Raw genomic sequence first — 25,342 nt, 5'->3', positions numbered from 1 at the left:
TGGTTTATGAATGAAGAAGCCGGACTTAAGCATTAGCTTTTATTAACCCGGCTTCCCCTATTTATGTATTAGATAATCACAGCATTTATTCTCCGTAAATACTTAATTCGCCCAGATTGAAATAAGCGCCATTTGTCACATCACCGGCGGCACTTTTAGTGACAGAGAACCTCCAATAAGCAAACTTGTTTTCGGCTGTAAATATGGACGATGCATATTCCGCATTCCCACCTAAACCGGTTTTGGTTATTGTACCCAGTTTAGTCCAAGCCTGACCGTCGTTGCTTGTATACATTATGATCTCCGTCGGGTCACCATTTCCATTCTCATACCGGGTATGATAATTGAACATGATACTGCTTATCGGAGTTTTCAGATGTATGTCAATATAGTGTCCGTATGTCGCATCAATTACAGCACCAGCATAATTTGAATGATAGTGTTTTCCACTCCCCAGGCCATCGAATAAACCAGTCAGGCCGGTTCCGTCACCATCTACCGTAGCATTAGAACTTAACATGTCAAGTGTCAATGGAATTTGTGGTGGCAGATAGCTGATACCTGCGAGATAATAATTTTCATCCAGGTCAAATCCATCTTGCGTACAACTTTCCAGTTTGACAGGCAAAGCATAATCCCCCAATGACAGGTTATTACGATCGACTTCTAATCTGATAGAACTGCTATTGCTGCCTATGGCAAATTGGCAAGTCTTCTGAAGCGTATAAGAAGCATCAGGGAGCAGTTGATAAGAAGTGCCGTGTTTGGTATTATATGTATCCAGCCATTCCTTATCCAGCTTCACAGTACATTCAAATTCCCATTTATTGTCAAGAGGCAATGTAACCGGAATTTCGATTGATACCGGATTACTGCTCTGCGCAGTTATAGCAGTCTTTTGATAACCGGTCTTAGCGAAAGAAACAGTTGGTACAACGATAGAAGGTTGCAGGATAACATAATTGTTTGTAGTAGAAACTGTTGTATTATCACTTAACAAACGAATCGGCAATGCATACTTCTTACCCGGATTATTACTTATCAAAGCGTCAAGATTAGTGGTTTTAAATGTCAGATTGAGAAGCTTGTATTGTTCGTCTCCTTGCACCTGGACGTTTTGAGTGTCAAAACTATAATATTCAGAAGGTATCATCACATAATGTTCTGCATTATCCTCATTATATTGGTCCATCCATTCCTCGTCAACCACTAATTGTGCCTCGGCACTCAAACCATTTTCACTTCCCGCTTTGATGATACACATTTCATAACGGCTATCCTCTCCCGTCCTGTATAATGTGACGGTTTGTTCTCCAGCAGATTGCAGGATAAGAACTTTATGATATTCTTCCGGAATCTTGGTTTCGTCATAGTTTTCACAAGATGTATTGCATAACATCCATCCTGCCAATACTGTGATATATAATATTCTTTTCATAATTTATCATGTCTTTTATAATAGTTAATAACCCGGAGCTTGAAGCATATTCTCGTTCTTGGCAACTTCTACATAATAGAGCGACCCCAAATACTGGCGTCTTGTCCATTTATAGCCAATAGAAGTGACCGGAGTCGGCCTGTTGAATTCTTCAAAAGTAGGATTTGCCACCTTGTCCGTATAAAGCCCCTCGCGCATTCCTTCACCCAATAAATTAGGAGCAAGTACCCAACGGCGTATATCATAATAACGGAACCCTTCTCCCCACAATTCGATAAAACGCTCATTCAAAATCCAATCGACTAAGCTCATACCGCTTTCGGCAACCATACTTTCAGTTAAATCAGGTATGCCGGCACGCTCACGTATTTTATTGAGATGAGTGAAAGCACTTGTACGATATGTGTCATTATTGTTTAGTTCACTCATGGCGGCTTCACATTCAGCCAGATTCAAATACAATTCCGCTATCCGTATCACAGGCATCGGGCTATTTTGGTCGCCAGTTGTACTGTTCGCTGTTTTTTGTACCAATGGATATACAAATTTCTGGCTAAGGAATCCTGTCAGAGAGCGGTTTCTTTCCTGCGTCGGGTCATAACCTTGTCCTCCCCGTTGTCCGGATGTCGTGGTGCTTGTGTTAGACTTCATGTCAAGCATCAAAGGTTTTCCGTCGAATAACTTGACCCCATAATCCCCGCCGTCGAATGCCATCCAAGCATAATATCTGGCTTCACGGTTTAAGTTAAGGTTGATGATATTTGCCCTGTAGGATGTCTCCTCTTCAGTCGTACCTGTCAATCCGGCACTTTTATACCATTCACTTTCTTTCGCAAAGCCCGGATCTTTAGCCGGCAGTTTACCATTCTTTGTATAAAAGTTAGTGATAGTAGAGAGCAAGGGGGATATTCCGCTCCATCCCTCATGCCAACCTGAACTGGTATTGCGAATAATCTTTAATGGCATAGAGGCATTGACAGTAGAACCCAGCCCGCCCCATTTGCCCCAGATGATTTCCTCATTTCCCTGATCGGCACGGGTTGCAACCAGATAGCGGAACATCATCACTCTCTTTTTAAATTCTTTTGCAGCCTCAGCTTCAGGACCAGTCTCTACCAATCCCGGTATATAAGGCAGCGCCTGGGATTGTGGATCTGTTGTCATATAGTAATCCAAGTTAGTATACAACTTATGTCCGGCAGCTAATGCCGCATCCAATGCTTCCTGACAAGCACTTCTTGCCCGTTCCCATTTGCTTGCATCATAAGCATGACTGACAACAGATTTCCCATATCCCGGAGTTTCCCATTTTTCATTTCTCCAGTCTGCATCACTATAAGGAAAACTTCCGTTCCATAATGGTGACGCGGCATAAAGATACATACGTGCTTTAATAGCCTTGGCAATAACAGATGTTGCACGTCCCCATTCATCTCCCGAGCGCGTTGCCGGCAGATTAGGAATGACTTCCGTATCCAGTTTGTTAGCAATCCAGTCCACCACATAGTCAAAATGAGACCGTCCGGGGAAATCTTCGGAAGGTGTATCCATATCTATATAATGGTCGTTGATAGGAATAGGGCCATAGAACTGTAACAATAGGAAATGATAATAAGCAATCAGAAAGTTTGCTTCCGCTCTCCAGTTCGCTTTCTTTTCTTCTGATACGACAGTCGTTTTTTCCAGTTGTTGCAGGAACAAGTGACATTGACCGATATACCGATAGTAATTACCCCATTTCCATTCGGGAGAATCTGCCGTGGTAAAATTATTGGTTGCCATCTTTATAGACGCTTCTCCCCACTCTCCCGGCATAGTATATTCGTCAACACCCCCGTTTTCCGTCTGGGCGCTGTAATTGCCTGTGTTGGGAACAGCGGCATAACATGAATACAAAAATCCTAAAGTTGCGTTTTCCGTCTTGGTCGCGTCCGGCAATGATGCTTGTTCCGGCGGGACAACATCCAGATAGTCACAAGAAGTCAGGCTACCTGCGGCAATCAATAATGCGGTAGCTACAGATTTGGCATATTTAATGATATCTTTCATATCTTGCTTGTTTTTCATGATTAGTTAAAAATGTAATTGAATTCCGATATTGAATGTACGTTGCAACGGATAGGCATACCATGCCAGTTCCGGGTCCCAATGCTTGAAAGGGCTGAATACCGCTACATTATCACAGTTGAAGTAAGCCCGTCCATATTTGAATGTATACCCTAATTCCAACGTTTTAAATCGTATGAAATTCCCATTACGCATCCAATATGTACTACTCAGCTTATTGTTGGCCGTTTCAGTATCCAATAATCCCAGACGAGGATATTTGGCATTCGGATTCGGATTGGCTTCTGTCCAGTAATCATCAGCAATAAACTGGAAGATATTATTATCACCCGCACCGAACGGATGAATGCCGCTAATCATAAGTGACCTCTTGGCGGAACCATTGAAAAACACACCGAAATCGAAATTCTTATAAAACAGATTCAAGCCGAACCCATATTGGATACGTGGTGTGCCACCATATTGCGAGATAACCATCTGGTCATCCGTATCAATGATATTATCGCCATTAATATCTTTATATTTGATATCCCCCACTTGCGGAGTACTACCAAAATCCTGAAGCGGAGAATGGTCTATCTCATCCTGTGACTGGAATAATCCTTCTGCTATATATCCGTAAGTATATGACAACGGACGTCCTTCTGCGCTCAACCATGGCAAATCATATTTGGGCTCATCAGCTTCAATGTATTTATTGGCAGTGTATGTAAAGTTTCCACGCACTTCCATACTTAAGTCCTTAGTGATTGATTGACGGTACGTAGTGCTAAATTCAATACCGCTATTTCTCACCTTGCCTAGATTACTCCATGGTTTAGCACCGTAATATCCTAATGATTCCGGCCATGCTTCACGGTGTAACAAAATATTATACCGGTTTTCACGAAAATAATCAAATGTGATATTCCAGTTACGGAACAGAGTCAGGTCTACACCCAAGTCTAACTTTTTGGCACGTTCCCATCCTGCATTTTGCACTGCATATTGATTTACGATGGGACCATTCATATTCAGATTTGGTCCTGACATGCCCGTAGTGAAACCACCGCCACCCGTTAAATTAATATTATCAATATACAAGAAGTGAGGCCCGTCTTTGGGACCTGTCTCATCACTACCTACAAGACCGTAAGAACCTCTGATTTTCAGATTATCAACGACATGTGAAAGTGGTTTGAAAAATTCTTCATTACTGATAACCCATCCCAGGGATACGGCCGGGAAAAACTCGAAACGGTTCCCTTTTGCCATACGTTCAGAACCGTTATAACCAAAGTTGAATTCAAACAGATACCGTTGTCCGTAATCATAAGTAGCGCGTCCCGAAAATCCTTGAAGACGATTCGGTAGTACGCTGTCCCTATATTCACGTTGCGTATATAACAACATGGCACCTACACTGTGTAGTCCGAACTGCCTTCCATAATTCAATGCAAACTGCATATAGATGGTATAATCCCCATTTTTGACATAGTCGGAAGTTGCCAGATAGTCAGTACCTTCCTTTATCATTTCCGTTTCATATGTAGCAGGGTTTTCAGGATCATAACTTCCGGCCTTTACTTTATAGTAGTAGGGGGTAATGGTGCGTGTAAAATAAGAACTTGACCAATTCTTAAAATTAAGCAATCCGTTGACACTAAGCCCTTTTGTAATAAAATCCAATTGTTGTGTCAACTTCAATGAGGCATTAATTGTATTCTCACTGCTTTCCTTAAAAGAGCTTACCATGTAAGCATAAGGATTTGTACGCACCCCACTGTCCACAGTCGACATATTACCGAAACGTACATGGCTATCCCCGTCTTCTGCAGGGAAATAAGCAGGGAAATAAACAGGATTAGCAGTATAAGTCAGTTTAAATAAGTCTCCGGTAGAGTAACTCGGTCCCTTGCCTTTTTGAATCTGTGCATTGATTCTCAATTCCACCTTCGTACTGGGAGTCACTTTATAGGTGATATTATTCTGGAAATTGAATCCCCAGTTATTGATGTTATTATCGAATGAGTAAATTTTAGGAGATTCAATAAGCCCTGTATCATGATTTGCCTGTACACTCATGAAATAAGTTGCTTTTGAATTACCACCCTGAATGGTAAGGTTTGCACGTTGGTTTACTGCCATATTCCTGAATATCAAGTCGCTCCAATCCACATCCGGATATACGTATGGATTCAAGTGGTTGCGTGTAGCGTTAATCGCTTCTTGCGAGTATTTCGGAGTGACCGCATGGTTACGTGTAGTTGAAGCCTCATTATACATTTCCATCCACGTAGCCCCGTTTACGAATTCAGGAAAATTCATAGGTTGGTTGAACGAGTTCTCGAAAGTGACACTAATTTTAGTTCTTTCGTTTTCGTTACCGTCTTTGGTTTTGATAAGCATCACACCATTCGCGCCACGCGCACCGTAAATGGCGGTAGCGGAAGCATCTTTCAGGATGGAGAAACTTTCAATGATTTCCGGCGGAAGCCTGTTCAAGTCGCTAGACGAAATTTCTACGTCATCCAACATGATTAATGGAGTGGCACGTCCTCCGAATGTACTAACGCCACGGATATAGAAATCAGACGCACTACCCGGTTCGCCACTTGTACTCATTGAAATCACACCAGCCAATTTTCCAGCAAACGAATTGGTCAATGAAGAACTAGGAGCTTTGAGTTCCATTCCCTTTACACTTGTAATAGAGCCTGTTACACTAACTTTTTTCTGTGTGCCGGCACCAACAACCACAACTTCGTTCAGCATCTGGTTGTCAGATTCCATTTTCACATTCACCACACCAAGGTCGCTGACGTCTACTGTCTTTTTCTTGTAACCGATATAGCTAACCTCAATTTGGGAACGGGTACCGCTGACAGATATTGTAAAATTTCCGTCCACATCAGTAATGACTCCTTCTTTCTGACCTTTTATCAGTATTGTCGCACCAATAATGGGCTCCCCTGTTTCCGCATCGGTCACAGTACCGATAACTGAGCGTTTTTTCTTGCCTTGCTGTTGCGTGACTTCTGCCTTATCTACTTTCAGTATGACCTCATTTCCTTTGATCATGTAAGAGATTCCACTACCTTTAAATACTTCTTTTAGTACTTCTTCAATGGTACCTTCGCAATTTAAGTTTTTGTTGATTGTGTTTTTCAAGTCAGCAGCATTGTAAAAGAAAGTATAATTACTACTTTTTTCAATAATCTGAATGACTTGTTTGATTGTCATTGCTTGTCCTTTTACTGAGATAACTCCTTGTGCTCCTAAAAGAGTGATCGGATAAAAAAACAGCAACAACGCGATATACTTTAAATACCGCCGACTGTTAGACTTTCGATTCTTTTTCATGCTTTTGCATTTTTAATTAGACATAAGTTGAATATTAGTTTTTTATAATGATTCCATCTGTGTGTTCTTCTTTGTTTAAGTTTAAACTGAAGCAAATTTTATTGATTACATCCATTAACGACTCGTCATAACGGATACTGCCGGTAAATGCAGATTCATGATTGAGACCTTTGTCTAAAGTGACATCGGAATTATACATCCGATTGACAATACCAATAAGTTCTTGTAAGGGAATATCTGTGAAATTATATTTTCCATTATCCCATTTAATGTTAGCAATCCGTTCTACTTTTGTTTTAGCATTACTGGGGTTGTATATCACCTTTTGCAAAGGTTTCATGACAGTTCTCTGCCCTGTAGCTTCCACATTAAATTCTATCTTACCGTTAAACAAGGTTATTTCGTTTTTCTCAGCATCGGTCTGCTTGACAAGAAAGCACGTACCCTTTACTTCTATAAAAGCCTTGTTTATATGTACTTGAAAAGTACTTCCTTCGTGTTTATAGACTTCAAATAATGAATTGCCGCTGAGCCATACCTTCCGATCCTTATCAAATGCCTTCGTGTATTTTATAGTGCTTCCTGGCTCCATCCATACTTTAGTACTATCCGGCAAAATATACATCTGACTTTGTTGGGCAGTAACTTTGATAAACTCATCTGCTATTTTGTCTCCTTTTGACGTTAACCAATGTCCACCTATTATCAATAAAAGAGTAAATGAAGCTGCAACTAAAGCCCACCTTAGTCCTACAAGAACTCTGTTGCTTTTATATACCTTGCGAATAGAATTAATCCATTTTTGTCTTGTTTTGGGCTAATTGAGAGAAAATATTTCATTCTCATCTTTCCTCTCATATACAAAAATGAAAATCCTCTTTCAACCTATCACCACTCTCCTGGAACTCCCTATTCATCGCGTTTACAGAGCGGTGATAGGTCGTTAATAACCTATCACCACATCTATCACCTATCACCATCCGGATAGTGCATATTATGCTCTTTTTAGCTTTTCCCAAACCATGCCATACATATTCCAACGCTTGACGTGTATAAAATGACTTATAGTGAAACACTTCGTTTCAAGCCTTGGAACAAAGTGTTTCAAGTAATGAAACAATTAGTTTCAACCATCAGAAACTTTAGTTTCAAGTAATAGAAACTTTAGTTTCTTACCGATGAAACTCTAGTTTCAAGCAATAGAAACTTTAGTTTCAAGCCAAGAAACACATTGTTCCAAGGCTTGAAACGAAGTTATCCCCTACGGAATGTACTGTTTACATATAAGCTCCTGTTTATATGCAGGCTTGTCTATGTCGGGCGGTGATAGGTGATAGATAAGGTGATAGGTTATCAACCACCTATCACCGTCCTGTAAATACGATGAATAGGGAGTTTCAAGAGAGTGGTGATAGGTTGAAAGAGGATTTTCATTTTTGTATATGAGAGATGATAGACGATAATGCCAAATTTCCTGTATTTACTAGAGGACAATCGTATTCAAAATTTAGTTTATCCCTGTATGTTTATTTATAAACTCCGCCAGTATATTTGTTTTTTTATAAAAAAACAAATATATTATATTACACATAATCAATGCGTTACGAATTAATTCCATTTTTTCTTTCACTTTTTTACAAAGTCGATGTGGGGTTAGAAAGGAGTGCTGTGTATTTAATAGTATAAGAGCAAAAGTAAAGTTTAAAACCAACAAGATAAAAATAGGATGGATAAGGTTGAAAAGAAAAGTTTAATCAAAAGCTTGCTATCAGGCAGATTAACCAAAAAGCAACGCAGAGAGTTTGCTGACTTGGAACCGGTAGATATAGAAATTAGAAAACAATGGAATGAATCTGGCAACAGACTTGTTAATGTGGAGATAAAAGAACAAATATGGAAAAAAGTAAAAAACAGATGTGAATACAAGGACAGAAACCAAGTTCTTGTAGAACTTAGGTGGTATTTTGCCGCAGCTTCATTAGCTCTTTTATTAACGATAGGTGGATTCTGGTTAAAGTCAAATGGAGACAAGATTGCAAATGAGTTCATTAAAATCACTGCACAACAAAGCCAGATGTACACTTTACCGGATAGCACCAAAGTATGGATGGAGCCCGGAAGCACTATAAGATATGCAAAAACATTTAACAAATATAGAAAAGTATGGCTCAGTGGTAATTCATTATTTGAGGTCTACAAACATGAAGGCAGTACTTTTCAAGTATATATCGATAAAGCTTTCATAGAGGTAAAGGGGACATGTTTCCACGTTAAACAAACTAACGCTGAGAAAAACGAAATAACCTTGTTTAACGGTAAGATAGAATTTAATGTGGAAGCTACCGGACAGAGAACTGTCATGAAACCTTTGCAGAAGGTGATATACAACCCCAGTAATGCTGAAACGAAAATAGAACAAATCGCTAACATAAAATGGGAAAACGGGAAATACAACTTCACCGATATTCCCTTGCAAGAACTAATCAGCATTATCAACCAAATGTATAACTCCGATGTCATTTTACACAAAGGTATCAATCATGAGTCAGCATTCACCGGCAGTATTCGCTACGATGAACCGCTGGAAGATGTTGTCAACAAGATTTGTTTCACACTAAACCTGAATAAAGAAGAACATGCAAATAGAATCATTATAAAAAACTAATAATTAACTTATGTCTAATCTAAAATGCAAAAGCATGAGAAAAATTCATTTCTTTGACAAGCAACGATATCTGAAGTATATCGTATTGCTGTTGCTTTTTTACCCGCTCAACATCTTGGGAGCGCAAGGAGTAATCTCAGTAAAAGGGCAGGCAATGACTATCAAACAAGCGATTCAGCTAATTGAAAAAAACAGTGATTACACATTTTTCTACAATGCTGCAGACTTGAAAAACACAACCAACAAAAATTTCAATTGTGAAGGATCCATTGAAGAAGTCCTGAAAGAGGTATTCAAAGGAAGCGGAATTACCTATATGATCAAAGGTAACGAGATCATACTGAAGGTAAACAAGGAAGAACCTGCCCAACAGCAACCTAAAAAAAAGCGTAGCGTTACGGGAACGGTGGTAGATGCTGAAAATGGCGATCCGGTCATCGGTGCCACCGTTGTAGTGAAAGGACAGAAAGACGGGGTCATTACCGACTTGGACGGTAATTTCACAATCTCCGTGAGCGGTTCAAGAGTACAACTGGAATTCAGTTACATCGGCTACAAGAAAAAGACAGTCGATGTGGGCGATCTCGGTGTCATCAATGTAAAGATGGAATCGGATAACCAGTTGTTAAGCGAAGTAGTGGTAGTAGGTGCCGGTACACAGAAAAAGGTCAGCGTCACAGGCTCTATCACCAGTGTAAAAGGTATGGCTTTGAAAGCACCCAGTTCATCACTGACTACCTCATTTGCAGGTAAACTCTCCGGAGTTATCTCAATGACAAAATCGGGTGAGCCCGGAGCCGCTTCTGAATTTTATATCCGTGGTGTAAGTACTTTCGGCGGACGCTCCACTCCTCTTATCCTGCTGGATGATGTGGAAATTTCCACTACAGACTTGAACAATATTCCGGCCGAAACAATCGAAAGTTTCTCTATCTTGAAAGATGCTTCCGCAACCGCAATTTATGGCGCACGCGGTGCAAATGGAGTGATGCTGATTACCACAAAAACAGGTAAGGAGAATGAGAAAACACGTATCAACGTGACTTTGGAAAACACATTTAACAAACCTATGAACATGCCGAAGTTTGTAGACGGGGCAACATGGATGGAACTGTATAATGAAGCCCAATTGACACGAAATGCCGGAGCAACTCCAAAATATTCACAATTGGATATTGATAATACCCGCAACCACGTCAATCCGTATGTTTATCCGGATGTAAACTGGCAGGATATGATATTCAAGGATATGAATATGAACCAACGCGTGAATGTCAATATCTCCGGTGGCGGCAGCAAGGCATCATATTATATGAGTTTGCAGGCAAACCACGATACGGGTTTGCTGAACACCAAGAAAGTTTATTCTTATAATAACAACATCAATAACTGGGGATATAACTTCCAGAACAACATCTCTTATAAAGTGACTCCGACCACCAAAATAGATCTGCACATGAACGCGCAGATTCGCAATATGAAAGGTCCGAATTACAGTACCTCGGAGTTATTCAAAAAAATGTTGTACACCAATCCTGTATATTTTCCGGCCACTTTCCCCGCACAGGAAGGCGATACACATATCCGCTTTGGTAATGCCCGCTGGGCCGGTTCCAGTTTACGCACGAACCCATATGCCTATATGTTGAGTTCATTCAAGGAAACCAATGAAAACACGTTGAATACTTCATTGAAAATCAACCAGAAATTGGATTTTGTTACCAAAGGATTAAGTGTTCAAGCCATGGTTAACTGGAAAAACTGGTCGTCCTCGGGATATAACCGCAGTATTAAGCCCTACTATTATGGTATAAAAAACGGCAGTTACAATCCCAACAACCCGACCGACTACGAAACAGAATTGCTTAATACCGACGGAACTGACTATCTGGCCACATCTGACATCAGTAAGTCATCCGACCAGACTTTCTATATGGATGCCCGTATCAACTACGACCGTCAATTCGGTCTACACCACGTGACTGGAATGTTGATGTATATGCAGCGCGAATACCGTAGTGACGTATTGCCCCAACGTAACCAAGGGCTTTCCGGCCGTTTCACCTATGATTACGGACAACGTTATCTGATAGAATTGAATTTCGGCTACAACGGAACCGAACGCTTGGCAAAGAAAAGCCGTTTTGAGTTTTTCCCTGCACTTTCTTTAGGATGGGTAGTCAGCAATGAGGCATTCTTCGAACCGATGACCAAATGGGTGGACAACTTGAAGGTCAGAGGGTCTTATGGACTTGTCGGCAGTGATGAAACCGGATTAAATGCCGGTGCGCAACACTTCCTCTACATCGATCAGGTAAAACTTAACACAATAGGATTTACCACCGGGGTAGATATGAACTATACGCTTAACGGCCCGCAAATGATTACGTATGCCGTGCAAAATGCCGGATGGGAACGTGTCAAGAAGCTTGATATAGGTGTAGATATGAGCTTGTTCCGCCAAATAGATATTACAGCCGACTATTTCAAGGAACGTCGCTATAACATCCTATTGAATCGGGAAGCATGGCCACAATCATTAGCTTACCATACAGCCAAGCCATGGAGCAATCAAGGTAAAGTCGACAACTGGGGTATCGAACTTAGCGTCAACTGGCACAAGGAAATAATCAAGGATGTATATATCGACTTCCGTGGTAACTTTACTTATACAGAAAACAAATATGTCAACCTGGACGAACCTGTATATCCATACATATGGAAAACTTCCACAGGAAAACCGCTGAGCCGCACAACAGGGTATGTGGCCGAAGGATTATTCCAGAGCCAGGAAGAAATAGACAAAAGTCCGGTACAGAATTTAGGTAGTGTTACCAAGCCCGGTGACATAAAATACCGTGACATCAATGGTGACGGCAAAATCGATGCAGACGACCAGGTCATGCTTTCTCCCTACGGCACCGTGCCCCGTATCCAATATGGTTTGGGATTCAATATTACCTATAAGAAGTTTGACTTTGGTGTATTCTTCAACGGTTCGGCAAAACGCAAACTTATGGTTAGCGGCATCACTCCATTCGGAGAAAGTGACTACAACGTTATGCAGTTCATTGCCGACGACCGTTGGACAGAGAACAACCCCAACCCAAATGCCCAATATCCACGTTTAGGATTGACCAGTTCACAAACAGCCAACAATACAGTGGCAAGTTCTTACTGGATGCGTAATGGAAATTTCATCCGCTTCAAGACACTGGAATTCGGTTATAGTTTCAAATATGGACGTGTTTACCTCAGTGGTGACAACCTGGCGGTGTTCAGCCCGTTCAAACTTTGGGATCCGGAACTCGGTTGGGACTCATATCCGCTGCAACGCGCATTCAATATCGGAATACAATTGACATTCTAAATCGGTAACTTTAAACTTATACGCGAAATATATGAAACTAAGAGATAAAATAACCAAAATAGGCAGCCTGCTTACAATCGCAGTTTATTGCCTGACATCATGCGATTATCTGGATGTTGTTCCACCCGAACAAGCCAGCCTGAAAGACGCGACCAAAACACCGGAAACTACGAAAGGCTTCCTATATTCCTGCTATGCCGGCATTAAGGGAGACCAGGTTACCTGGCAATATACCAACATGGAAGGTTCTACTGATGAATACGCCTTACCACCCCTATGGAACACGAATGGACAGAAACTGGCTTGGGGGCTTTTCAACTCTACCAATTACGGAGCGTGGAGATGGGGAAGTGTATATCAATACATCGGCCAATGCCACCTGTTCCTTTCCCAACTCGAAAACGCACATGGAGTATCAGAAGTGTTAAAGAAAGAATGGAGAGCGGAAGCGAACTTCCTTATTGCATATTACCACTTCCTGCTGTTGGAATATTACGGCCCTATCCCCATCACAGATTCTTATATTGACATGGAAACCCCGTCCAACGAATACAACGGACGTTTCCACTTCGACTACATCGTCAATTGGATTGCCATGAAACTGGATCAGGCTTCCGAAGACCTTCCGGCTTCCCGTGTAGGTGACGAATGGGGACGCGCAACTTCCACCATCGCCAAAGCTATCAAAGGACGTTTGTTGCTTTACGCAGCTTCCCCTCTATGGAACGGCGGCTTCCCTTATCCGGAATGGAAAAATGAAAATTTTGAAACTCCGGGATACGGAAAAGAGCTGGTCAGCAAAACTGCCGATCCTGACAAATGGAAACGTGCCTTGACCGCTTGTAAAGATGCTTTAGAATGGGCAGAAGGAGATGGCGGATGCTCATTAATGGATATCGAGGACTGCAAGACCCAGATGACCAACCAAAGCCTGAACATCAGTTCATTGTCATTACCTGTAACCGACGCAAACGATTCTTTCAAGAATCATGTCATGCTAATGCGTTATATCCTTACCACCCGCTATTCGGACGGTAACCGCGAAATACTCTGGGGGCTGGCAGGAACAGATTTGTACAACCAGATATTATCCTGCCTTCCATTACATTGCAGCAAGCAAAGCAACGGTACATGGAACGACGGATACAGCGGTATGTCTCCTTACCTGAACGCCGTGGAACGTTTCTATACGAAAGACGGAAAACTGCCGAGACTGGCAGCCGAAACTAACGAATTTGCCAGTGAAGACTCGTGGTATGAATCAGCACAGCAAAGTAACGCGGACGTCATCCGCCTGAACGCGAACCGTGAACCGCGCTTTTATGCATGGATTTCCTTTGACGGCGACCAATATGCCTTGAAACTGAATGACGGTTCTCCGTTAGTCATCAACCTGAAAGACCCGGATGCCCAAGGTAAGAGTACATCAGGCAACAGCGCACGCAACTATTGTGTGACAGGATATCTCTGCAAAAAGTTTATCCAACCGAATATCAACTGGACAAAAGGCGGCAACTTGGATAAGAAAGATTATCCGGCTACACTGATACGTCTTGCAGAACTTTATCTCAACTTAGCCGAATGTTACGCTGAAACAGGTGACACGGAAAATGCCCTGAAATATCTGAATGTTATCCGTAACCGTGCGGGTATTCCCGAACTGACCACCGCCGACCTTACCGCCGAAATGACACTTATCGACTGGATACGCAACGAACGCTTCGTGGAGCTTTATGCTGAAGGACATCGTTACTATGATGCCCGTCGCTGGATGATTGCCCCGGAAGTATTTGCAGCCGGTGTTCGTAAAGGACTCAATATGGAAGAACTGGAAAGTCCGTCTTTCGAAGAATTGAATCAGCCGGTAAATGTACAACAGGATTTCAAATGGGAAAACCGGATGTATCTGGCACCTGTATTTGTGAACGAGGTCTATAAGAATCCACAAATGGTTCAAGCACCGGGATATTAACCATAAACAGTATATCAATATGAAGAAATTAATATATTCATTCCTTTTCTTAGGAACAATTATCAGCCTCAGCAGTTGCAAGGAGGACAGCTTCGAGGATTTGATTCCACAGAAATATGAAAAGATCCTCTATCTCACGACTAGCGGACAACAGAATCTTGCGCTTTTCAATGATGGTTCGAATGTAGATTATACGGTAACTGTCGGAAAAACAGGCAGTAATCCGGCAGCCACTGCAATGGTTCAACTAAAAGTCATGACTCAGGCAGAAATTGACAAAGACGAACATTACACCGGAAATAACTACACCGTATTCAGCAATGAGTGTTATATATATAAGGCTCAAGCACTCGAATTCAAATCCGGAGACACTTACAAGAGTGTCACACTGCAACTGGTACCGGAGAAAATGGTGGAAGAGATACATGCCAACGAAAATCCGGATGCTGTATTCATTCTTCCGTTTAGGCTTACAAGCCAGACGGATTCTGTAAACACAGATAAATGTGACTTGATACTTAAACCGAAAATCACAGAATTGAGTATTGCATTCAAAAAAGGAAGCAAGACTATCAATCTGACTGACAACAAAGAAAACAGCATCATCTTTGAAACAGACATTGCAATGGTGGCCGGTGTACAAAACACTTGGGATTTCACTGCTGACATGGAAGTGCTGACAGACCAAAGTATCCTGGATAAATATAACAGTGACAACAACACCAACTACCTTATGATTCCAACCGGAGCATTCAGCGATATAGAATCTGCTGTATTTGAAGCCGGCAACAATGAATCCGCAGGTACGGTAACTATCAGACGTGACCATTTATCTAAAGGATACACCTATCTGCTCCCGTTGAGGCTCAAAGCTATCACGGAATATGAGAATATCGCAGTCAGCGACAAGATATTCTATGGAATAGTGGAATATCCGCTGGATATGGTAAAAGACAAGATAACCCTGACAACTGCAATGTTGGCAGACCCATTCGGCTGCGGTGGTGGAGATGGTACGGTATTGGCTAATTTAGTGGATGGAGTAACCGATACATATTACCATACCCAATATGGAAAAGCAGTCGGTGACCCCACATATGGGCAACCGGTTGATATTACTCTGGATAATCTGGTGAAAAGTATCATGTTCAGTTATGTAACAAGACATAATAATGGTAATGCGACTCCACAGATCATCAAATTATTCACTAGCAATGATGGAGAGAACTGGACTGAACTGACGACAATAAATAGCGGTTTGCCAGTTGACAACCTGAAAACATATACCTCTAAAATATTTGCAGCGACCGAGGAATTCAAATACCTGCGATTCTCTGTAATTCGTTCCAGATTAGGAGAATGTGACGGTTCTTCCGTAGGACCATGCTGGGCTCTGGCCGAACTGGAACTTTGGGGAAGTAATTAAACACTAATAAAGTACAAACTATGAAACATATATCTTACTATTTAATCACTTTATTATGCGTCTTTGCCATGGTAACTAATACCGGTTGTAAAGATGATGAAGAAGTAATCGTAGCCAAACAACTGGAAATCGACGGCAGTCTGTTGAACAAAGAACTGGATTTCAGAAGTGCCACCATTACTATACCGATCAATACGAATATGCGTATCAGTGAATGGAGTGTCAACTCTGACAGCAAATGGGTAACCGCCTTCCAGCAAACTGACAATATCATTTTATCCGTACTGGACAGCGAAGAGCAGACCAAGCGTACTGCAAACATTACCATACGCTCGGAACTGATAAATGTCAAGTACACTATCAAGTTGACCCAATATGGAATCAATGATGTCCCGGTGAGGGCGGATACCAAAATTGAGATTACAGGTGGATGGGATAATCAACATCACAGTGGAAATGATATCAGCAAAACATGGGATAAGAATTTCTCAACTGTTTACCATTCTCCATGGGAAACAGAGACTCCGACCACTAAATTCCCGGTACTGCTAGATTACTATTTCTCAGACAATGCAAAGAAGATAGATAGAATCGTTTATTATAGTGGTGGTGGCAATGGTGCCATGGGTGAATTTCAGTTAGGATATTCATTGGAAGTTAAAGAGTCGTATGAAGAGGCCGACTTCATATTCACAGGTGAGAAATACGATTTCGGGAAAAGCGGCACACAGCATACTCTCGATACTGATAAAATTCCAGCAGGTGCCAAGGCCATTCGTTTCAAAGTACTTAGTGGAGCCGGAGATAATAAAGACCCGGAACTTCCTGAAGGAGTAACCGCAGGATTCGTTTCATGCCAGGAAATGGAATTTTATGAAAAGGCCAACTATCGTGATATGAATGACCAGTTATTGAGCGTATTTACCGATCATAGTTGTACGGCTGTATTGGAAGGCGTGACTGACGAGCAGATCGAAGCTCTCCCCAGTGAAACATTCAAACGTATCGCCTATGCTCTCAGAGACAACACGTACGATGAATGGGAAAAAGATTTCCGTATCCGCAACTACGAAGCATATAGCAATAACAAATACTGGGCGGAACAGATACAGACCAAGAAATACAGTGACCTGGACAATCCTACGGGTATCTATGTAAAGAAGGATGAAGAAATGATTGTTTTGGTAGGTAAAATACCCGCAGGGCAAAAAGTCTCTTTACAGTGTATCTGGGAACATTGGGGAGATAACAAACATACCTACAAGCAAACGTCTTCAAGCGGTGATACTTATCCATTGACTGAAGGTGTCAACTTATTGACAATGAAAGGCCCCGGACAGTTATTCATCATGTATAATGTAGATGGAGAAGGTCTGTTGTCAAATCCCGAACCGGTCAAGATACATATTCCATTAGGGAATGGCGTTGTCAACGGTTTCTTCGATCTGAAAGAACATAAGACTGACGCCAAATACGCAGAATTGATAAGCAAGGCAACCCACAAGTATTTCTGTGTACGCGGTGAACGAATCATGTTCTATTTCCACCGTCTCAAAATGCTGGACGCTGCTCCGACAGAGATTCTGTCTGCTATCCACCTGTGGGATGACTTCATCCGTTGGGAACAGGAAATGAGCGGTATCGAAGCATTCCGGCAAGCGGGCAAATACAACAACCATATGTTTGCCATTTCACCGGAAGGAAGCTATATGTGGGCATCCGATTATCAAATTGGATTCGTTTATACCTATCTGAGTAATATTCTTCTGCGCGAAAACGTAATGGCTGTAGAAGATAATGCCTGGGGACCGGCACACGAAATCGGACACGTACACCAGTATGCCATCAACTGGCCCGGTTCTACCGAATCCAGCAATAACCTGTTCTCGAATTATATTATCCGTCGTTTAGGAAAATACTATTCTCGCGGACGCGGACTTTCTTATCTTGCCAATACCGTTTACAAAGACGACAAAGCATGGTATAACATGGGAAGTTCCACCCATCAGAATGAAGATACGGAAATACATATGCGAATGAACTGGCAATTATGGATTTACTATGAACTCTGCAAGGGTACGGAAGAAACGCCGACATTCTGGCCGGAAGTATTCAATATAATGCGTACCAAATACCGCTCTATACCTGAGAGTGATCCGGGAGCCCGCCAAATGGCATTTGTCAAAGCTGTATGTGAAGCTGCACAGGAAGACCTGACAGAATTCTTTGAAACATGGGGATTCTTCAAGACTGTAAATGCCACAATCGAACAATACGGTACTTTCAAATATACTGTAACCGACCAGATGATAGAAGACACCAAAGCGGAGATTGCAAAATATCCGAAAAAAGCAGTGCCTATCCAGTATATAGAAGACCGCAGAACGAGTGATTTCTCATCAGGAGATTATAGGTACAAAGAAGTCGGTGATGTGGGTTACTATACACAATTCAAAGAGAATACACAGATAACGAAAACACCGACCTATACTTTGTCCTCTTCCGTACAAGGAAAGAAAATCATAGTAAGCAATGGTGAACAAGCGGTAGCCTTTGAAGTGAGAAAACAAGATAAACAAGCAGAAGGGAACGAGGCTCTAATGGGCAAAGTCGTATTCTTCGCTAACTCTTTCGAGTTCCTTGTTCCACGTAATATCAGCATGAGCGGTTGCGGTATATACGCTGTACAAGCGGATGGCGAACGCAAACTAATGACTCAGGTGAAAGAATAACTTTCATCTCACCCGATAAATGGCAGGCAGCATATGCCTGCCATTTATTATTTCCCAATATATGCCAAGCTAGATGCCGTACACAAATGATTGCCATATACTTGGTTACGCAAAAAGTTAAGTAATACAAAAAAGAAGACTTATGTCTTAGGAAAATGCTCTTGTAACGTGTCTTATTTTTGAATACGTTCAAATAATAACCGTAAACTCAAATATTAAGAAATGCTAAATAAATCATTTATTCATAGGGGAGCACCCTTTACGATGTGTATTTATCTTGTATGTAAGAAAAATCACCGTCACAACCCAGACACATTAAGACAAGATGAAACCAATGAGAAAAGTAGGACTCATTTTCTACCCGAAATATGAATTTATAGTAAAAATATCTGTGACAAGCATACAGAATTGACTATTAATTACTACTTTTGGCAACTAAATGAAAAACGACAAATAACCCCCTATTAAAAACATAAAAATATGATGAAAAAGCTATTTACAGTCGCAGCTATCGGCCTTACTTTGTTAACCTGCCATACAAGCTGCACATCTCAGCAAAAGGTTCAGGAAGCCTTTGCACCTATCAAAGTAGAAACCCCTGCCCGCCCTGCCGGTCAAGAGGATGTAATCCAACTTGTCGCTCCCAAAATTGATACCGTACGTGTCGGTTTCATCGGACTGGGAATGCGTGGTCCCGGTGCCGTTGCACGCTGGACACATATTCCGGGTACTAAAATCGTTGCTTTATGCGACCTTGCTCCCGAACGTGTAGAGAAATCACAGGAAATCCTGAAAAATGCAGGATTGCCGGAAGCGGCATCTTACAGCGGTTCGGAAGACGCATGGAAGAAACTCTGCGAACAGGATGACATTGACCTCGTATATATCGCAACCGACTGGAAGCATCACGCTGAAATGGGTGTTTATGCTATGGAACATGGCAAGCACGTTGCTATCGAAGTTCCCGCAGCCATGACATTGGATGAAATCTGGCAATTAATCAATACGTCTGAAAAGACTCGCAAGCATTGTATGCAGTTGGAAAACTGTGTATATGACTTCTTTGAACTGACTTCTTTGAACATGGCACAGCAAGGTGTTTTCGGAGAAGTGCTTCACGTAGAAGGCTCATATATCCACAATCTGGAAGACTTCTGGTCTGAATATTGGAACAACTGGCGTATGGATTACAACCAAAAACATCGTGGTGATGTATATGCCACTCACGGCATGGGTCCGGCTTGCCAAGTGCTTAATATCCACCGTGGAGATCGTATGAAGACATTGGTATCTATGGATACAAAGGCAGTCAACGGTCCGGCTTATATCAAAAAGCAAACAGGAGAAGAAGTGAAAGATTTCCAGAATGGTGACCAAACTTCAACTTTGATTCGTACAGAAAATGGCAAGACCATGTTGATTCAGCATAATGTAATGACTCCGCGTCCATACAGCCGTATGTATCAAATAGTAGGAGCCGACGGTTACGCAAGCAAGTATCCGATTGAGGAATATTGCCTGAGACCTTCACAGGTTGACTCTAAAGATGTGCCTAATCACGAAAACCTGAATGCACACGGTTCTGTTCCGGCAGATGTAAAGAAAGCCTTAATGGATAAATACAAAGATCCTATCCATATCGAGTTGGAAGAAACTGCCAAGAAAGTAGGTGGTCACGGTGGTATGGACTTTATCATGGACTATCGCCTGGCATACTGTTTACAGAATGGTCTACCATTGGATATGGACGTTTACGACCTTGCAGAATGGTGCTGCATGGCTGAACTTACCCGCCTTTCTATCGAAAACAATTCAGCTCCGGTTGAAGTCCCGGATTTCACTCGCGGCGGATGGAACAAGGTACAAGGCTACCGTCACGCTTTCGCAAAATAATAAAATAGAATTTTCTTTTTGCACGAACACTATGAACCAATCCGGCTTTTCCAAAAAAGCCGGATTATTCTTAGGTTCGTGTTTGAACATTTTATAGAACATCATAATCACATTTATGAAAACAGCTATTCCAAAGCCTTCTAAGCAAGTCGTTATCCGTGAAGCCAGAGATTATGTAATGATTGCCATCGGCATGATTTTGTACGGTATCGGTTGGACAGTTTTCCTGCTTCCTAATGATATCACCACCGGGGGAGTGCCGGGTATTGCATCTATCGTATATTGGGCTACGGGTTTCCCCGTGCAGTACACCTACTTCACGATCAACTTCTTCTTGCTGTTACTGGCTCTCAAGCTCTTGGGTTTAAAATTTTGCATAAAGACAATCTTCGGTGTATTCACCCTGACTTTCTTTTTGTCTGTTATCCAAAAGCTGACAGCAGGTATCGGCCTTCTTCATGACCAGCCCTTCATGGCATGCGTCATCGGAGCATCCTTCTGCGGCGGGGGTATCGGCATTGCCTTTTCGGCCAACGGAAGTACCGGCGGTACGGATATTATCGCGGCTATTATTAACAAATACCGGGATATTACATTAGGAAGGGTTGTCTTAATTTGTGATATGATTATTATATCATCCAGTTATTTTGTCTTAAAAGACTGGGAAAAAGTGGTATATGGATTCGCAACTCTATATATTTGTAGCTTCGTACTCGACCAGGTAGTGAACAGCGCCCGACAGTCCGTACAGTTCTTCATTATATCCAATAAATATGAGGAAATTGGAAAAAGGATCAACGAGTACCCACACCGGGGAGTTACTATTATCAATGCAACCGGTTTCTACACCGGACGAGAACAGAAAATGATGTTTGTATTGGCCAAGAAGCGGGAATCTACCATTATCTTCCGGTTAATAAAGGACATCGACCCGAAAGCCTTTGTTTCGCAAAGTGCTGTTATCGGAGTTTACGGAGAAGGATTCGACCATATTAAAGTAAAATAAAAAAGGAATGAAAAACCAATATTGAAAAACATGAAATTTCGACCACACCCCCTCTTATTAACTAACATCTTGATGGGAATAATTTCCCTGGTAGCAACTAATGCCGTAGCTGATAATGCGAAAAAGCCTTATTGGCAAGACGTGCAGGTAGTAGCAGTCAACAAAGAGTATCCCCGTTCTTCGTTTATGACGTATGACAATCGAGACGATGCCATGAGCGGCAAATTTGAACGGAGCAAATACTACCGGTTACTAAACGGAACATGGAAGTTTTACTTTGTAGATTCTTACAAGGATCTTCCCGACAACATTACCGACCCGAATACCAGTACGGACTCATGGTATGACATTCAGGTACCCGGCAACTGGGAAGTACAGGGACATGGAGTAGCCATCTATACGAATCACGGCTACGAGTTCAAGGCTCGTAACCCGCAGCCGCCCATCTTACCGGAAGCTAATCCCGTTGGTGTATATCGCCGCGACATCGACATTCCTGCCGATTGGGACGGACGGGATATTTATCTGCACCTGGCGGGAGCCAAATCAGGCGTATATGTATATATCAACGGCAAGGAAGTAGGATATAGCGAAGATTCAAAGAATCCTGCCGAGTTCTTAATTAACCCGTATGTGAAACCGGGCAAGAACGTGCTTACGCTGAAAATCTTCCGTTGGAGTACTGGTTCTTATCTCGAATGCCAGGACTTCTGGCGTATCAGTGGCATTGAACGTGATGTATATATCTATTCACAGCCTAAAGTGGCAATTAGGGATTTCCGTGTAACATCCACATTGGATGATACTTATAAAAACGGTATTTTCAAATTGGCAATGGATGTACGCAACAATACCTCACAAACTTCCAAAGATTACATTATCGGATATAAGGTAATAGACCCCAAAAACGATAAAGAAATTGCAGGATTCGAAATGAATACTGCCTTTGGTGCCAACCAGACTGTACCTTTCTTTGAAGAAATAAAAGTTGATGTCCCCAACGTAAAGACATGGACTTCCGAACACCCCAATCTCTACAAACTATTGATGTATATCAAAGATGGAGACAAATTTGTAGAAATAGTACCTTTCAATGTCGGTTTCCGTCGTATTGAGATTAAACCGATTGAGCAGAAAGCTGCCAACGGCAAACCATATGTTTGCTTGTTTATCAACGGGCAACCGTTGAAACTGAAAGGCGTGAATATCCATGAGCATAATCCGGCGACAGGACACTACGTAACAGAAGAACTGATGCGCCGTGACTTTGAGCTAATGAAACAGCACAACTTAAACAGCGTACGCCTCTGCCACTATCCGCAAGACCGCCGTTTCTATGAGCTTTGCGATGAATACGGACTTTATGTATATGATGAAGCGAATATCGAAAGCCATGGCATGTATTACGATCTCCGTAAAGGCGGCACATTGGGCAACAACCCGGAATGGCTGAAACCTCATATGGATCGCACCATCAATATGTTCGAGCGTAACAAGAATTATCCAAGTGTCACTTTCTGGTCATTGGGTAACGAAGCCGGAAACGGATATAACTTCTATCAAACGTATCTGTGGCTGAAAGAAGCAGATAAGAATATTATGGATCGTCCTGTAAACTATGAGCGCGCCCAATGGGAATGGAACTCTGACATGTACGTTCCGCAATATCCGGGTGCCGACTGGTTGGAGAATATAGGCAAGAACGGCAGCGACCGCCCTATAGCTCCTTCCGAATATGCGCACGCTATGGGTAACTCCACCGGAAACCTGTGGGGACAATGGCAGGCAATCTATAAGTATCCGAATCTTCAGGGCGGATACATCTGGGACTGGGTAGATCAAGGTATCCTTCAGAAAGACAAGAACGGAAGAGAGTATTGGGCTTATGGTGGCGACTTCGGTGTAAATGCGCCTAGTGACGGTAACTTCCTTTGCAACGGTCTTGTAAACCCCGACCGCGGTCCGCATCCGGCAATGGCTGAGGTGAAGTATGTACATCAGAATGTAGGCTTTGAAGCGACAGATGCCGCATCCGGCAAATTTAAGATTACCAACCGTTTCTACTTTACGAACTTGAAAAAGTACCAGATTCATTATAATGTCGTTGCTAATGGCAAGAATATAAGAGGTGGAAAAGTATCTTTGGATATTGCTCCGCAAGCATCCAAAGAGTTCGCAGTACCGGTAAATGGATTGAAAGCCCAACCGGGAACTGAATATTTTGTCAACTTCAGCGTGACAACTACGGAACCGGAACCGTTGATTCCTGTTGGATATGAAATTGCATACGACCAGTTCCAGCTTCCTATCCAGGCAGAGAAAGGAACATATAAAGTTAGCGGCCCCGCATTGAATACATCCACACAAGGAGACGAATTAATGGCCTCATCCTCAAAGGTGAATTTTGTATTTAACAAGAAAAGCGGATTGGTTACTTCTTATAAAGTAGACGGAACGGAATATTTCAAAGACGGATTTGGTATTCAGCCTAACTTCTGGCGTGCTCCCAATGACAATGATTACGGAAACGGTGCTCCCAAACGTTTGCAGGTTTGGAAACAATCAAGCAAGAATTTCCATGTGACAGATGCCAGCATGACTACTGAAAACAAAGTCGTTTCATTGAAAGTGACTTATCTATTGGCTGCCGGCAATCTCTACGTCGTTACTTATAAGATTTATCCGAGCGGAGTCGTAAACGTAAATGCCAAGTTTACATCTACCGATATGCAAGCGACAGAGACAGAAGCGTCCGAAGCTACCCGCACGGCAACTTTCACTCCAGGAAGTGATGCTGCCCGTAAGGCTGCTTCCAAACTGGAAGTTCCTCGTATCGGTGTACGTTTCCGTCTGCCGGCACAGATGAATAATGTGCAATATTTCGGCCGTGGCCCGGAAGAAAATTATATCGACCGTAATCATGGTACTCTTGTTGGAGTCTACAAAACAACAGCAGACAAGATGTATTTCAACTACGTTCGCCCGCAGGAAAACGGACATCGTACGGATACCCGCTGGATTGCATTATCACCCGATAAAGGTAACGGACTGGCTATTGTGGCCGATAGTCTTGTCGGATTCAATGCTTTACGTAACTCCATCGAAGACTTCGATTCGGAAGAAGCCCTGCCCCACCCTTATCAATGGAACAACTTCAGCCCGGAAGAGGTTGCCAATCATGACGAGAAAGCTGCCCGCAATGTATTGCGAAGAATGCATCATGTCAATGATATCACTCCAAGGGATTTCGTAGAAGTCTGTGTAGACATGAAGCAACAGGGAGTCGGTGGTTACGACAGTTGGGGTTCCCGTCCGGAACCTTTCTATCAGATTCCTGCAAACCGCGAATACAACTGGGGATTCACGTTGGTTCCTGTTCGTTCAGCCAGCCAGGCTAATGAAGCTGCCAAATACGATTATCAATAACCTTA

Annotated in this window: 12 protein-coding genes; 8 read left to right on the top strand and 4 right to left on the bottom strand. The window is 42.2% G+C overall.

The features are described from left to right. Positions 1-85: 85 nt before the first annotated feature. Genes BacF7301_RS11005 through BacF7301_RS10990 form a run of 4 tightly spaced genes read right to left on the bottom strand, consistent with a single transcriptional unit; the run spans position 86 to position 7,556 of the window. Positions 86-1,438, bottom strand: a complete 1,353-nt coding sequence (locus BacF7301_RS11005) for a BT_3987 domain-containing protein (RefSeq protein ID WP_167962740.1) — start codon at positions 1,436-1,438, stop codon at positions 86-88. Positions 1,439-1,462: 24 nt separating this feature from the next. Then, positions 1,463-3,487 (bottom strand): RagB/SusD family nutrient uptake outer membrane protein, encoded by a 2,025-nt coding sequence (locus tag BacF7301_RS11000; RefSeq protein ID WP_167962738.1) that lies wholly within the window; start codon positions 3,485-3,487, stop codon positions 1,463-1,465. A 24-nt stretch (positions 3,488-3,511) separates the two neighbouring features. Further along, on the bottom strand, positions 3,512-6,847 hold the full coding sequence (locus tag BacF7301_RS10995) for a TonB-dependent receptor (protein WP_167962736.1): 3,336 nt from the start codon (positions 6,845-6,847) through the stop codon (positions 3,512-3,514). A 34-nt stretch (positions 6,848-6,881) separates the two neighbouring features. Then, complete coding sequence (locus BacF7301_RS10990; RefSeq protein ID WP_167962734.1) at positions 6,882-7,556, bottom strand: FecR family protein; 675 nt, start codon at positions 7,554-7,556, stop codon at positions 6,882-6,884. 1,287 nt (positions 7,557-8,843) lie between these two features. On the opposite strand from BacF7301_RS10990, the gene BacF7301_RS25930 reads away from it, so the two are divergent. From BacF7301_RS25930 to BacF7301_RS10950, 8 genes are all read left to right on the top strand, one after another. Next, positions 8,844-9,512: a FecR family protein gene (locus tag BacF7301_RS25930; RefSeq protein ID WP_256380263.1), complete on the top strand. Its 669-nt coding sequence runs from the start codon at positions 8,844-8,846 to the stop codon at positions 9,510-9,512. 34 nt (positions 9,513-9,546) lie between these two features. Then, the gene (locus tag BacF7301_RS10980; RefSeq protein WP_167962730.1) at positions 9,547-12,882 is read left to right on the top strand and encodes a TonB-dependent receptor; all 3,336 of its coding nucleotides are present in this window, start codon (positions 9,547-9,549) and stop codon (positions 12,880-12,882) included. A 31-nt stretch (positions 12,883-12,913) separates the two neighbouring features. Further along, entirely contained in the window at positions 12,914-14,854 is a 1,941-nt protein-coding gene (locus BacF7301_RS10975) for a RagB/SusD family nutrient uptake outer membrane protein (RefSeq protein WP_167962728.1), read from the top strand. A 19-nt stretch (positions 14,855-14,873) separates the two neighbouring features. After that, positions 14,874-16,280, top strand: coding sequence for a BT_3987 domain-containing protein (locus tag BacF7301_RS10970; RefSeq protein WP_167962726.1), 1,407 nt, complete (start codon positions 14,874-14,876; stop codon positions 16,278-16,280). Between the two features lie 20 nt (positions 16,281-16,300). Next, positions 16,301-19,012: a M60 family metallopeptidase gene (locus tag BacF7301_RS10965; RefSeq protein ID WP_167962724.1), complete on the top strand. Its 2,712-nt coding sequence runs from the start codon at positions 16,301-16,303 to the stop codon at positions 19,010-19,012. Positions 19,013-19,492: 480 nt separating this feature from the next. Beyond that, positions 19,493-20,905, top strand: coding sequence for a Gfo/Idh/MocA family protein (locus BacF7301_RS10960; RefSeq protein WP_369805650.1), 1,413 nt, complete (start codon positions 19,493-19,495; stop codon positions 20,903-20,905). A gap of 115 nt (positions 20,906-21,020) precedes the next feature. Further along, entirely contained in the window at positions 21,021-21,911 is an 891-nt protein-coding gene (locus BacF7301_RS10955; protein WP_167962722.1) for a YitT family protein, read from the top strand. Positions 21,912-21,983: 72 nt separating this feature from the next. After that, positions 21,984-25,337, top strand: a complete 3,354-nt coding sequence (locus tag BacF7301_RS10950; RefSeq protein WP_209319521.1) for a glycoside hydrolase family 2 TIM barrel-domain containing protein — start codon at positions 21,984-21,986, stop codon at positions 25,335-25,337. Positions 25,338-25,342: the final 5 nt, after the last annotated feature.

The organism is Bacteroides faecium (assembly GCF_012113595.1).
Lineage (GTDB): Bacteria > Bacteroidota > Bacteroidia > Bacteroidales > Bacteroidaceae > Bacteroides > Bacteroides faecium.
Note: the sequence above shows the minus strand (reverse complement) of the source record. Positions and strands in the feature narration are given on the sequence as shown.